Consider the following 13,186-nt stretch of genomic DNA (forward strand, 5'->3'; position numbering starts at 1 on the left):
ATGGATCTCAAGGAAACCGACATCCTCGGCGACAGCATCGGCGAGCATTGGTATTACTGCTCGAAAGCCGCAGCCACCAGGCGAATGCTGGGCGATGCCCGCATCAGTCGAATACTCGATGTCGGCGCTGGCTCGGGATTTTTCTCCCATCATTTGCTGACGCATACCGATGCCCGCGAAGCGTGGTGCGTGGATATCAGTTATCCCGCCGACTCCAGCGCGACCACCGCCGGCAAACCGGTGCATTACCGTCGCGCAATTGAAACCATCGATGCCGATCTGGTGCTGTTGATGGACGTGCTGGAGCATGTCGATGACGACCTCGGCTTGCTCAAGATGTATGTCGATAAAGTGCCATCGGGCAGTCGCTTCCTGATGACGGTGCCGGCATTCCAGTTTCTGTGGAGCGGCCACGATGACTTTCTTGAACACAAACGGCGCTACACCCTGGCGCAGTTCGAGACACTGGCGCGCGATGCCGGTTTGACGGTGCAGCGCGGTGCCTATTATTTCGGTGCGGTGTTCCCGATTGCGGCGGCGTTGCGATTGTTGCCGCAAAGCGCCCAAACCCAGCCGGCGCGTTCGCAACTCAAACGCCATCATCCGTTGGTGAACGGCGTACTCAAGACCTTGTGCAGCCTTGAATTGCCGTTGATGGGCATGAACCGTCTCGCCGGTTTGAGTGTTTTTGTGTTGGCGCAAAAGCCGTGACTTCAGGCGAAAAATCAGCGCTGATTCGGCGCGGTTTGCGCTTCGCCGTGACCGGTCTGTTCGTCACCCCGCTGCATGCGCTAGTGGCGGTGCTGTTCATCAACTTCATCGCCGCGCAACCGCCCCTTGCCAATGGTGTGGCGTTTGCGGTGGCAACGGTGGTGTCCTACGTAATCAACACCACCTGGAGTTTTTCTGCCCGTCTGCACGGGCGAACGCTGCGGCGCTTTCTGCTGGTTTCCACGGGTGGTTTTTTCCTCGCGATGTTCGTTGCCTGGGCGGCGCAGATTGCCGGGTTGCCTTACTTGCTGGGCATCGTCGCGGTAGCGCTGACGATTCCGGCATTCACCTTTGTCTTGCACAATTTCTGGACGTATCGATGAAGGATTCAGCAAAGCATCCGGCGTTGGGCGTTTTGCCCTTGTTGCTCGGCGTGTTGGCGTTCTTCTGCGTGATCGGGCCACAAGCGCTGGATCCGCAAAATATTGCCTGGCTGGAGCAGGGCGACCCGGCGACGCATTATCTGGGGTGGGCGTATTTCCGGCATTCCCCGTGGACCTTTCCGCTCGGGCTCAACCCGTTCTATGGTCTGGAATTGGGCAGCTCGATCATTTTTTCCGACTCCAATCCGCTGCTGGCGCTGCTGTTCAAACCGTTCAATGCCTGGTTGCCGGCGACCTTCCAGTACTTCGGTCTGTGGCTGTTGGCGTGTTTCGTTCTGCAAGCCTGGTTTGCCTGGAAGCTGCTGGGGCTGATAACAACGAATCCGCTGGTACGGCTGTTGGGAACAGGATTACTGGTGTTTTCGCCGCCAATGTTTCTGCGCATGGGCGGCCACCTTTCACTGGCCGGGCATTTTCTGATTCTTGCCGCGTTGTACCTGGCGTTGTTGCCGAAGCTGCATCGACGGCGCCTGGCCTGGGGCACGTTGTTGGCTGTGACGGCGATGGTGCATGCGTACCTGCTCGCAATGGTTGCGTTGATCTGGGTCGCTGATCTGCTCGGCAAGACCTTCAGCCAACAATTGACTCGGCGTCAGAGCCTGCTAGAAGGCATGTTGCTGTTCGCCGTGGTGAGCCTGTGTTGCTGGCAGACGGGTTACTTCGCCATTGCCGATGGCGTAAAGTCCGGCGGTTTCGGTTTATACCGGATGAATCTGCTGTCGCCATTCGATCCGGCAGGCTGGTCGTTGATTTTGCCGAATCTGCCAAAGGCCAGTGGCGATTACGAGGGCTTCAACTACCTGGGGTTGGGGGTGTTGTTGCTGGTGCCTGTAGCGATTATCGCCTGGCTGAGAAACCGCCAGCCGTTGCAGATCCAGTTGCGTGCGCGGCCATGGTTGCTGGCGGCGTTGATCGCGCTGTGGGTGTTCGCGTTATCGAATCAGATCGGCTTCGGTGCACAGACGTTCAGCTATCCATTGCCGAAAATTGCGATCGGCCTGGCCAATGTTTTTCGCGCCTCGGGCCGGATGTTCTGGCCGGTGTTGTATGTGCTTACCCTGCTGGTGATTTTTCTGTTGGTACGCGGTTTCCGTCCGCGTACGGTCATTGCTCTGCTGGCGTTGGCGCTGGCGATTCAGATCGTCGACACACGTAATGGCTGGATGGGGCTGCGGCAAAGCAAAATGCTCGCACCGTCCGCCGAATGGGCAACGCCGATGCGTGATCCGTTCTGGGCAAATGCAGCGGCGCATTACCCGAAAATCCGCAGCCTGATGCCGCAGAATCAGTCTGAACGCTGGCAGGATATCGCCACTTTTGCCGCCACTCATGGCATGAAAACCGACGCTGTTTATATGGGGCGGATGAGTTCGAAAGCGCTGGAGCAGGCTCGGCAAAAAACACAGCGCATGCTTGAGTCGGGGCAATACGACACTGACTCGCTGTACATCCTTGACGATTCCGTATTGGTCGACGCCGCGAAAAACGTCGACAGTGAAACCGATCTGCTGACCAGAGTGGATGGCCTGGTGGTGCTGGCGCCGGGCTGGAAGCGCTGTTCGCAATGCTTGAGCATGCCGGATGAAGGCCGGCGAATGTCATGGCTGGCGCTGTCGCGCCCCGGTCAGGTCATGACGTTCAACCACACCACCCGGCAGCTCACCAGCGGCTGGTCGACTCCGGAAAGCTGGGGGACATGGTCGGCGGGGCAGCGGGCGCAGATTGACTTGCGGCTGACACCCGAGGCGCGCTCGATCGTCCTCGATGCCTTGGCTTTCGTTTACCCGCAACACCCGGCGCAGCGAGTGATCGTCAGTTTGAACGGTGAGCAGGTGCTGACCACGCGGCTGACGCAACTTCAGGATAATCATCTGGAAATCCCGATCCCTGCGACGATCCGCCAGCAGTTGGCGGACAACGATCGCCTGACGATCGAGCTGCAATTACCCGACGCCATCAGCCCGGAACAAATGGGATTGAACGACGATTCACGGGTCATGGGCCTGGGCTTGAAGCACTTGACGGTGAACTGACGCACTGTGGCGATGGACGCCGGGGCCTGCGCCTTTCTACACTGCCGGTATTCCGGGGGGGCAGGGGGCAATGGATGAACCGCAATGAACTACGCAAAGCCGACATCAATCTGATGGTGGTGTTCGAGACCTTGATGCTCGAACGCAACGTGACCCGGGCCGCCGAGAAACTGTTTCTCGGCCAGCCGACCATCAGTTCGGCGCTTAACCGCTTGCGCACGATGCTTAACGATCCGCTGTTCATCCGCGTCGGTCATCGCATGGAGCCGACCGCCCGCGCCGAAGATATTTTTCGCCATCTCAAGCCGGCGCTGGATTCGCTGTCGGTGGCGTTGAGCCTGACCCGCGATTTTGATCCGGCCGTCAGCACCATGACTTTCCGCATCGGCCTGTCCGATGACGTCGAATTCGGCCTGCTGCCGCCACTGTTGCGTGCGCTGCGTCAGGAAGCGCCGAACGTGGTGTTTGTCGTGCAACACGTTGATTACTGGCGGATTCCCGATCTGCTGGCGGCGGGCGACATCACGGTCGGCATCAGTCAGACCCGTGGTCTGCCGGCCAATGCCAAGCGCAAATTGCTGCGGCATATCCAGCCGAGCATTCTGCGCGCCGACGCCAGCGATACACCGCTGACGCTGGACGAATATTGCGCGCGCCCGCATGTACTGGTTTCGCACACGGCCAACGTCAGTGGTTTTGCCGATGAGTGGCTGGCGGAGCTGGGGCGCACGCGCCAAGTGGTACTGTCGGTGCCGCAATACAGTGCTTTACCAGCGCTGCTGGCCGGTACTGATCTGATCGCCAGTCTGCCGGATTACACCGCAGCGGCCATGGCCACCTCCGGGTTACTGTTCAAGGAACCGTTTCCATTCAAAACACCGACGCTGGATCTGTCGATGGTCTGGCTCAGCCATGTGGACAGCGACCCGGCCGAGCGTTGGCTGCGCTCAAGGCTGGAGCAATTCATGAGTGAACGACCACTGACCCCATCCTGAGCCATAACACCGTGTAGGAGCTGCGGCACGCTGCGATCTTTTGATCTTCAAATCTCACGATCAAAAGATCGCAGCCTCGTTTCACTCGACAGCTCCTACAGGGATTGGTGATGAGCCGCATGTGCTATATGTACGACCTTTCTGCCAACCCACCGGGGACCTGCAATGCCACACCTGCACATGGAATACACCGCCAACCTGCCGCAGCTGAACGCCGACGTCGCATTGATCCGGCTCAACAACACCCTGGTGGGGTCCGGTCAGTTCGCGGCGGAGTTCGATATCAAAAGTCGTGCGATTAAAGTCGAGACGTTCAAGGTCGGCACCGCCATGGCCGAGCGCGCCTTCGTCTATGTGAAGCTGGCGCTGCTCAGCGGGCGTTCGCCGCAGATCAAGAAGCAGTTGTCAGAAAGCCTGTTGGCGGTCTTGCAGGACCTGTGCGAATGGCCGGCCGGCGTCGAAGTGCAGCTGTGTGTCGAGCTGGTCGATATGGATCGCGAGTCCTACAGCAAAACCGCGATTGGCGCGTAGGATTCAGGCCGCTTCGAGCTCGTTGCACACATTGACCACCTGCTCGCGCAACCACAGATTGGCGCTGTCCTGATCAACGCTCTGGCACCACTGCATGTCGAGGGTAAAGCCGGGCAAGCCGTTCGGCGCTTCACAGTGATTGAACACCGCTTCGTTGGTCAGCAAACGCTGAATACGGCGGGGCAGGGTGAGGATGAAGTCTGTCCCGGTGATCATTTTCAGCGCGGCGCTGTAGCTGTTCGAGCGCGCGACGATCTGGCGCTTCTGCGCCTGCCGCGCCAGCCAGCCGTCGACCATGTTGGTGGTTGACGTCCACGGTGTCGGGAACACGTGCCGGCGTTCGGTGAAGGCTTGCAGGCTCAGGCGCGGTTCCAGTGGCGTGGCGCGCTTGTCGAAGACGCAGACCAGATCATCCTCCAGCAGCATCCGTGATTTCAGGTCAGTGTGATGACGGTGGAAGTTGGGGCCGAAACTGATCACCAGATCGAGGCTGCCATCGCGCAACTCATCCGCCGGCACATCGGTTTCAAACTTGTGCATGTTGACCATCACCGGCAGATCGTCGAAGTCGAAACGCTTCAACAGGCGCGGCAGAATCAACTGTTCGAAGTATTCCGGGGCGCAGATGTTGAACGTGACGGCCTGTTGGGTCGGGTCGAACGTGGGGGCGCCGGCGTGGCACAGGTTGATGCTTTCGAGGATCTTCTGCACATGGCCGTACATGCTGCTGGCCTTGTAGGTCGGACGCATGCCGGTACGGGTGTTGATGAACAGTTCGTCTTCGAAACTGGTGCGCAGTTTTTTCAGACAGTAACTGACGGTGGACTGGCTGACGAACAGGGTTTCCGACACATCGGTGACGCTGCTTTGCTCATAAACGGCGAGAAATACCATGAGGTCCTGCATGTCGAGCTTGCGTAGCAAGTTACTGTTCAGCATCCGTTCTGTCTCGCTGTGCTCCTTGCGCTGAATCCGCGCAAACGTGTGCGAATGATCCTAACGGAACGATGGTGCCAGGACAAAGCCCTGTAGGACGTTTCACGGTCAGTTGTGGGACAGAAAGTTTTAGTAACACGACGTCGCCGATCAAAGCGCGGAAAGATGGCCAGAGGCCTTTAGCTTTATCCCCGAAAGTGCCGCAGGTAATGCCGAGGATCGAAGCGCCACACCATCAGCATCATCAACCCCATCACTGCCATCAGCGACCACCAGGCCCATTCGAAGCTGCCGAGTCGATCGCGGATCATTCCGGCCAACAGCGGCGAGAGGCCGGCGATCAAGTAACCAATGCCCTGCACGAAAGCAGCCAGCGCTCCGGCACGTTGCGGGTTGTCGAGGTGATCGAGCGAGACGATCAGGCTCATCGGAAACAAACCGCCAATGCCCAGCCCCAACAGGCAGGGCCACAGCAGGCTGAGATGTTGCGGGCTGAGGATCAAGCCGCAAAACCCGGCGATGATCAGCGTCAGCAGCGCCATCAGAACCGCGCGCCGATCACGGTGGCGATTGGCGATAGCGGGAACCACCAGGCCGGAAATCACCTCCAGGGCTGTCAGAAAACCTAACAGCAGCCCGGCGTTTTGTTCGCTCCAGCCTTTTTCCACGTAGTAAGGGGCGAGCCAGGCGAGCACACAGGTGTAGGACGCCGTACCCAAACCAAAGAAGATCGCCAGTAACCAGGCGCGGGAATTGGCGAAGAACGAATCCTTTCTGGCTGTCGCCATCTCCGTGGAGGGTTGCTGGCGGCGCTGGAACCACCAGAACACAAACGCGAGCAAAGCCAGAATCGCCCAGAAGGCCAGACCACTGCGCCAGCTCCCGGTTTGCACCATCACCAGCGGCGCGAGCGACGCGGCAAGTGCAGCGCCGCCCATGATCGAGGTGACGTACAAACCCATGCACAGAGCGACGTTGTCGGCGAAGCGCGATTTGATCAGCGCCGGCATCAACGCCTGAATCAGTGCTATGCCGATGCCGGCCAGCACGGCGCTTGCAATCAGTTGGGCGGCAGAGTCGATAAACAGTCGTGACAATGTCGCCAGGCCGATGATCAGCAAGGACAGCAATACCGTCCGTTGCTCACCCAGCCGTTGACTGATGCCAATGCCGAAAAACATCGCCAGCCCCATGGCCATCACCGGCAGCATGGTCAGCAGTGAAGCGACAGTGAAACTCAGCGGGATGTCACCGCGAATGGCCGACAGTAACGGCCCGACTGCCGCCATCGACGGACGCAGATTGAGGGCTACGAGAATAATGGCGAGCATCAACCAGGCGGCGGGGCGAGCGGTGGCGCGAACGTTTTCCATCATCAGACCTTTGGGCGGGGCGGATGATTAGGCGCGAAGCGGTCTAGTCCGGGCAAACCAGAAAATCCTGAGCAGTATTTAAAAACTCGATACCCCGCCGCTTTTGGTGGGAGCGAGCCTGCTCGCGAAAGCGGATTGTCTGTCACCGCAAATGTTGAATGTTCCGGCCTCTTCGCGAGCAGACTCGCTCCCACAATGGACTGCCGTGTTGTTTTTACTGAATAAAAGCTGAACCATTCTCAAATACTTCGCAAGTTTCATCACATCACCAAAAGCCAACTATTCGTTGGCGTCTTTTTCACAAAAAATTGATGGTTGCCTGCTTAAAGTTTGTCATGCCTTAGTTAATGAAATTTTCACAATTGAATTTTCTCTCCTTGACCAAGGATCTTCTTTTCAGGATCGCCCCTTTCTATGTTGAAGTTAAAAGCCGTGCGCCCGGAATGGGTGACGTTGATTGCCAGTGCCTTTCTTTTAATTGGCTGCAATGTTGTCCTCTGGCAGCACCTCTTCGAGATCACTGCCGCTGATGGCAAGGGCATCGCCATGCGCGTGGCGTTCGGGGTGATGATCCTCGCGGCATTCAACATCGTGCTGACGGTTCTGGCATTCCGCCCGTTGCTCAAACCACTGTTGACGCTGATATTCCTGATCAGCGCCGGTGTGGCTTACTTCATGAATCAATACGGCGTCATGATCGATGCCGGCATGTTTCGCAACTTTGCCGAAACCAATGCGACGGAAGTGCGTGATCTACTCTCATTGAAGTTGTTTGCATATATTCTGTTGCTCGGTGTCTTGCCCTCCTGGATATTGTGGAAGTTACCGATTAATTATCGTCGCTGGCACCGTGAGTTGTTCAGTAAAGTTATTGTCAGTGTCGCCTCGGTAGCAGTAATTGGCGGCGTGGCCCTGGCCAACTATCAGGGCTTGTCTTCACTGTTTCGCAACCATCACGAAATTCGCCTGATGCTGGTGCCGAGCAACTACATTGGCGCATCGGCCGGTTACTTGCGTGAGCAAGTGGTTTCGGCGCAGCAACCGTTCGTCAAGATCGGTGAAGACGCTGAGCGCAATCCGGATGTGAAGCTTCAGCCGCGTAAATCCCTGACCGTGTTAGTGGTGGGCGAAAGCGCCCGGGCGGAGAACTTCGGCATACTCGGTTATGACCGCGACACCACACCGACACTCGACAAGGAAGCCGGGTTGATCGCCTTTACCAATGTGCACTCCTGCGGCACAGAAACCGCCGTTTCTGTGCCGTGCATGTTCTCCAACATGGGTCGCAAGGATTACGACGCGAGCAAGGCGAAAAATGAAGAAGGTCTGCTCGACGTGCTCAAACGTGCGGGTATCGACGTGATCTGGCGCGACAACCAGTCCGGCTGCAAAGGCACCTGTGATCGGGTCACCTTGCAGGATGTCAGCAACCTGAAAGATCCGGCGCTGTGCGCCAACAGCGAGTGCCGTGACGAAATCCTCCTGCAAGGTTTGCAAAGCTTTATCGATCATCTGGACAAAGACACGGTGCTGGTCCTGCACCAGATGGGCAGTCACGGTCCGGAATACTTCAAGCGTTATCCGAAGGAATACGAGCACTTCACACCTGTTTGTGAAAGTAACGCGCTGAACAATTGCAGCCGCGAAAGTATCGTCAACGGCTACGACAACACGCTGGTGTACACCGACCATGTGCTATCGAGCCTGATCGATGTATTGCGCAGCAATCAGGACAAAGTCGACACCGCGATGTTGTATCTGTCGGACCACGGCGAGTCACTGGGCGAATACAACCTGTTCCTGCATGGCACGCCTTACATGTTGGCGCCAGAGCAACAAAAGCATGTCGCCATGCTCGCGTGGTTCTCCGACAACTATCAGAAGGCCTATTCGGTCGACACCCATTGCCTGCAGATGAGCCGCGACAAACCGCTGAGTCAGGACAACCTGTTCCACTCGATGCTTGGCCTGCTCGAGGTCAAGAGCAAGGTCTATCAGCCGGATCTGGACATGTTCGCCGGTTGCCGTGGCGCGGTGATCGACGGCGTGCTGGCCAAGGACTGAGCCGATTCGGGCCGGTCATCCTGACCTGACGGGCCTGTCTGTTTTCTCTGTCAGACTATTCTTGCTCTTTGGCAGGACATTTCGTTACAGCTCTTGCCCTTCACAGGCGCGTAAATCGCCGGTGGCGATATATACTGCGCGCCATTCTTCAAGGGAGAGCCGTGTGGCCATCGATATTCACTGGATTCGCGACAACGAAAGCCTCGCGCAGTTTTGCGCCGAGTGGCAGCAGCTGCCGTTCGTTGCCCTCGACACCGAATTCATGCGGGTCGACACCTTCTACCCGATTGCCGGCCTGCTGCAGGTGGGCGACGGCAAACGCGCCTACCTGATCGATCCGCTGACCATCAACGCCTGGCAACCGCTGGCCGCTCTGCTGGAAAACCCGGCAGTGCTCAAAGTCCTGCATGCCTGCAGCGAAGACCTCGAAGTGCTGTTGCGCCTGACCGGCAGCCTGCCGGCGCCAATGTTCGACACGCAACTGGCCGCGGCTTACCTGAACCTCGGTTTCTCGATGGGCTATTCGCGGCTGGTGCAGGAAGTGCTCGGCATCGAACTGCCGAAGGGCGAGACTCGCTCCGACTGGTTGCAGCGTCCGTTGTCCGACACGCAAATCAGCTACGCCGCCGAAGATGCGGTGCATCTGGCCGAGGTTTTCGTACAGCTGCGGCCGAAACTGTCCGACGACAAATTCGCATGGGTGCTGGAGGACGGCGCCGAACTGGTTGCCAACCTGCGCCGCGAAACCGATCCGTACGAGGTCTACCGCGAGGCCAAGCTGGCGTGGAAACTTTCGCGCGCACAACTGGCGGTACTGCGTGAGCTGTGCGCCTGGCGTGAAAAAGAAGCCCGTGCCCGCGATCTGCCGCGCAACCGCATCGTCCGCGAGCATTCGCTGTGGCCGCTGGCCCGCACGCAACCGGACAACCTCGCGGCGCTGGGCAAGATCGAAGACATGCACCCGCGTACCGTGCGTCAGGACGGCCAGTTTCTGCTTGATCTGATCAAGCGCTCTGGCAGTGTGGGGCCTGATCAATGGCCGCCCGCCGTAGCGGAGCCATTGCCGATCGAAGCGGCTGCGTTGATCAAACAACTGCGCGCATTGGGCCAGGCTGAGGCCGAGCGTCTGGGCATTGCCCCGGAACTGATGCTGCGCAAGAAAACCCTCGAAGCCCTGGTCAAAAGTGGCTACCCCGAGGGTCCTTACCAATTGCCTGAGTCGCTGCGTGGCTGGCGCCGCGAACTCATGGGTCAGAAGCTGCTCGACAGCCTGGCCACCGCCGGAGAACAGCCTTGAAACGTATTTGTTCCATCTACCAAAGCTCCAAGCGCAGCGGCATGTACCTTTATGTGCTCAAGAGCGATGCGCTTGAGCGTGTGCCGGAAGCGCTGATGCTGGCCTTCGGCAAGCCGAAGCATTCCTTCGATCTGGTGCTGTCGCCCGAGCGCAAACTGGCTAGCGAAGACATCGTCGTGGTCCTGGAGAACCTCGACAAGCAGGGCTATCACCTGCAAATGCCGCCAGCCGAGGACGAGTACATCGAGCATCTGCCCGAAGAGTTGCTGCGACGCAACGATCCGGTCTGATCTGCGAGGCTCTGTTCTGAGTCTCGGTTTACCCAGGAACTGTTTTTACCGCGATGGTCGCCCGAATCCGGCGGCCGTCTGCACGGTTTGCGAAAGGTTTGAAGATGCGCGTTCTGATTGCTGAACACGACCACGCGATTTACGCCCGGCTGCTGCGTCAGGCAGCGCCGGAGCTTGAAGTACTGACCAGTGGCGACTCCGCCGAGCTGGCCCGTCAGGCGGCCGATTGCCCGGTGTGGCTGGGCCAGCCGGATCTGCTGGCGACCCTGTTGCGTCAGGGCCATCAACCGCAATGGCTGCAATCGACCTGGGCCGGCATCACGCCGCTGCTTGCCGATGGCTTGCGTCGCGATTATCGCTTGACCCGCGCGGTGGGTATTTTTGGTCAGGTGATGGCTGAATACGTGCTGACTTACATTCTTGGCCATGAGCGCGAAGTGTTGGCGCGACTGGTCAGCCAGGTCGAGCGCAAGTGGGACAACCGCAGCGGCCAGAGTCTGGTCGGGCGCAAGGTGCTGATCGTCGGCACTGGCGACATCGGCCAGAGCGTGGCGCAATTCCTGCTGCCATTCGGCATCGAGTTGTACGGCATCGCCAGCAGCGCCCGTGAGCAGGCGCCGTTTGTCGAAGTCGGTTCGATGGCCGATCTGCCACGCCTGGTGGGCGAGGTGGATTACGTGGTCAATCTGCTGCCGAACACCGAGCACACTCACGATATCTACGACGCGGCGCTGTTCAAGCAATTCAAGCCGACCGGGTTGTTTATCAATGCCGGGCGCGGGGTCGCGGTAGTCGATGCGGACTTGGTTGAAGCATTGAAGGAAGGGCATCTGGCGGGGGCGGTGATCGACGTTTGTCGTCAGGAACCGTTGCCGCAACGGCATCCGTTCTGGACCGCCTGGGGTTTGCTGCTGACCGGGCACAGCTCGGCACCGACGTCACCGGCGTTGATGGTGCAGCTGTTTGTCGAGAACCTGAAGGCGTATCAGGCGAGCGAAGCGTTGCGCGGGGAAGTGGATTTCAACCGCGGATATTGATCTCCTTGCTTCAGATCGTTCCCACGCTCCGCGTGGGAATGCAGCCGGGGACGCTCTGCGTCCCATTGGAACGCGGAGCGTCCCTTGAGTCGTTCCCACGCGGAGCGTGGGAACGATCATTTGCGGTGTGGATTAGAGGGTGAAGTCGCCTTCCGCCGCCAGTTCGTTCAGCGGACGACGCGGGCTCGGCTCTTCACGGGCTTGCAGGTATTCAGCCAGCGTTGCCTTGTCGCCGAGTTTGCCGACAGCTACGGCCGCGTGCAGCGCATAACCTTCCGGAATATTCAGCTCCTTGCGGGTCAGCTCCTGATCGAACCCGGCCATGCCGTGGGTGTGCCAGCCGCTGATGCTTGCTTGCAGCGCCAGATGGCCCCACGCCGAACCGGTGTCGAACGTGTGCCACAACGCCGGGGTTTCTTCCGTCGCACCCGGTGCAGTAAACGTGGTTTTCGAAATCACGATCACCAGCGCCGACGCATGCTGCGCCCAGCTACGGTTGAACTCATTCAACAGGCCCAGGTAACGCTCCCAGTTCGGCGTATCGCGACGCGCATACAGGAAACGCCACGGCTGCGAGTTGTACGCCGAAGGCGCCCAGCGCGCGGCTTCGAAGAAGCTCAGCAGGGTTTCTTCCGGGATCGCTTCACCGGTGAAGGCGCGCGGCGACCAGCGGTCGGTGAATTGCGGGTGAATGGCGTAATCGGCAACGCGAGGGTTGGCACTCATCGAGAGATTCCTGGCTACGTTTGAGTAAGAGATTCGATTGCAAACCCGGCGGGATCAGGTGCGCTGAACAATGGGGTTTGGCGAGCCATGACAGTTCACCGGAATGCAACGCGGTCGAGCGTTAATGGCTTCCGGACAAGGCTCGTGACGACAGGCAAAGCTACGCGCCGCCACAAAAACTGACAAGTCCCGCACAACCGGCAGTCGCCAGCGCTTGGCCCGCCGGGCCTTGGGCACTAGACTGGCGGCCTTTTCACCACCTGATGTTGATGCTTGAGCCATGGCCGCCGAAGTCGAACCGTTCTGGAAACGCAAAACCCTCGATCAGCTGGATCACGAGGAATGGGAATCGCTGTGCGACGGCTGTGGTCTGTGCTGCCTGCAAAAGCTCGAGGATGAGGAAGACAACAGCGTTTACTACACGCGCATCGCCTGCAAACTGCTGGACCTGAAAACCTGCCAGTGCAGCGATTACCCGAATCGCATCAAATTTGTCCCGGACTGCATCCAGCTCACCCCGGGCCAGGCCGAAGAATTCAAATGGCTGCCGCCGACCTGCGGTTATCGACTGGTCAGCGAAGGCAAGGATCTGCCGTTGTGGCACCACCTGGTTTGCGGCGATCGCGACGCGGTGCACCACGAACGGATTTCCCAGTCCGGGCGCATGCTTGCCGAAGGCAGCGTGCCGGAAGATGACTGGGAAGATCACCTGATTTTCCGCGCAGGTTAAACACCTGCTGTTCCAAGCTT

At 58.8% G+C, this 13,186-nt stretch carries 13 protein-coding genes; 10 read left to right on the forward strand and 3 right to left on the reverse strand.

Going from position 1 to position 13,186, the window contains the following annotated elements; genetic code table 11:
- The 5 genes from PspS49_RS07330 to PspS49_RS07350 all read left to right on the forward strand — a co-directional run bounded on the left by PspS49_RS07330 (position 1) and on the right by PspS49_RS07350 (position 4,713).
- Positions 1 to 711 (forward strand): class I SAM-dependent methyltransferase, encoded by a 711-nt coding sequence (locus PspS49_RS07330; protein WP_127926202.1) that lies wholly within the window; start codon positions 1 to 3, stop codon positions 709 to 711.
- Positions 708 to 1,094 (forward strand): GtrA family protein, encoded by a 387-nt coding sequence (locus PspS49_RS07335; protein ID WP_160038674.1) that lies wholly within the window; start codon positions 708 to 710, stop codon positions 1,092 to 1,094. The genes PspS49_RS07330 and PspS49_RS07335 overlap by 4 nt, the downstream gene beginning before the upstream one ends.
- Positions 1,091 to 3,187, forward strand: a complete 2,097-nt coding sequence (locus PspS49_RS07340; protein WP_160038676.1) for a DUF6311 domain-containing protein — start codon at positions 1,091 to 1,093, stop codon at positions 3,185 to 3,187. The genes PspS49_RS07335 and PspS49_RS07340 overlap by 4 nt, the downstream gene beginning before the upstream one ends.
- 74 nt (positions 3,188 to 3,261) lie before the next feature.
- Positions 3,262 to 4,182, forward strand: a complete 921-nt coding sequence (locus PspS49_RS07345; RefSeq protein ID WP_007911372.1) for a LysR substrate-binding domain-containing protein — start codon at positions 3,262 to 3,264, stop codon at positions 4,180 to 4,182.
- A 165-nt stretch (positions 4,183 to 4,347) separates the two neighbouring features.
- A complete protein-coding gene (locus PspS49_RS07350; RefSeq protein WP_127926205.1) occupies positions 4,348 to 4,713 on the forward strand; it encodes a 5-carboxymethyl-2-hydroxymuconate Delta-isomerase in 366 nt (121 codons plus the stop codon).
- 3 nt (positions 4,714 to 4,716) lie between these two features.
- Here the strand turns inward: PspS49_RS07350 and PspS49_RS07355 are convergent, their stop codons facing one another.
- Complete coding sequence (locus PspS49_RS07355; RefSeq protein WP_127926206.1) at positions 4,717 to 5,652, reverse strand: LysR family transcriptional regulator; 936 nt, start codon at positions 5,650 to 5,652, stop codon at positions 4,717 to 4,719.
- Positions 5,653 to 5,834: 182 nt separating this feature from the next.
- Positions 5,835 to 7,022, reverse strand: coding sequence for a cyanate transporter (locus PspS49_RS07360; protein ID WP_160038678.1), 1,188 nt, complete (start codon positions 7,020 to 7,022; stop codon positions 5,835 to 5,837).
- Positions 7,023 to 7,436: 414 nt separating this feature from the next.
- On the opposite strand from PspS49_RS07360, the gene PspS49_RS07365 reads away from it, so the two are divergent.
- The 4 genes from PspS49_RS07365 (at position 7,437) to PspS49_RS07380 (ending at position 11,710) form a co-directional block, all read left to right on the forward strand.
- Positions 7,437 to 9,086 carry a phosphoethanolamine--lipid A transferase gene (locus PspS49_RS07365; protein WP_160038680.1) on the forward strand — a complete coding sequence of 550 codons (1,650 nt, stop codon included), beginning with the start codon at positions 7,437 to 7,439 and terminating at the stop codon, positions 9,084 to 9,086.
- 163 nt (positions 9,087 to 9,249) lie between these two features.
- Complete coding sequence (rnd, locus tag PspS49_RS07370; protein WP_077571546.1) at positions 9,250 to 10,383, forward strand: ribonuclease D; 1,134 nt, start codon at positions 9,250 to 9,252, stop codon at positions 10,381 to 10,383.
- Complete coding sequence (locus PspS49_RS07375) at positions 10,380 to 10,673, forward strand: YcgL domain-containing protein (protein WP_007911350.1); 294 nt, start codon at positions 10,380 to 10,382, stop codon at positions 10,671 to 10,673. The genes rnd and PspS49_RS07375 overlap by 4 nt, the downstream gene beginning before the upstream one ends.
- Before the next feature lie 104 nt (positions 10,674 to 10,777).
- The gene (locus PspS49_RS07380) at positions 10,778 to 11,710 is read left to right on the forward strand and encodes a D-2-hydroxyacid dehydrogenase (protein ID WP_127926209.1); all 933 of its coding nucleotides are present in this window, start codon (positions 10,778 to 10,780) and stop codon (positions 11,708 to 11,710) included.
- A gap of 132 nt (positions 11,711 to 11,842) precedes the next feature.
- Here the strand turns inward: PspS49_RS07380 and PspS49_RS07385 are convergent, their stop codons facing one another.
- Positions 11,843 to 12,436 carry a nitroreductase family protein gene (locus PspS49_RS07385; RefSeq protein WP_116028869.1) on the reverse strand — a complete coding sequence of 198 codons (594 nt, stop codon included), beginning with the start codon at positions 12,434 to 12,436 and terminating at the stop codon, positions 11,843 to 11,845.
- A 280-nt stretch (positions 12,437 to 12,716) separates the two neighbouring features.
- On the opposite strand from PspS49_RS07385, the gene PspS49_RS07390 reads away from it, so the two are divergent.
- A complete protein-coding gene (locus PspS49_RS07390; protein ID WP_160038682.1) occupies positions 12,717 to 13,166 on the forward strand; it encodes a YcgN family cysteine cluster protein in 450 nt (149 codons plus the stop codon).
- Positions 13,167 to 13,186 lie beyond the last annotated feature (20 nt).

Origin of the sequence: Pseudomonas sp. S49 (assembly GCF_009866785.1) — a bacterium.
In the GTDB taxonomy this organism is placed as follows: Bacteria; Pseudomonadota; Gammaproteobacteria; order Pseudomonadales; family Pseudomonadaceae; genus Aquipseudomonas.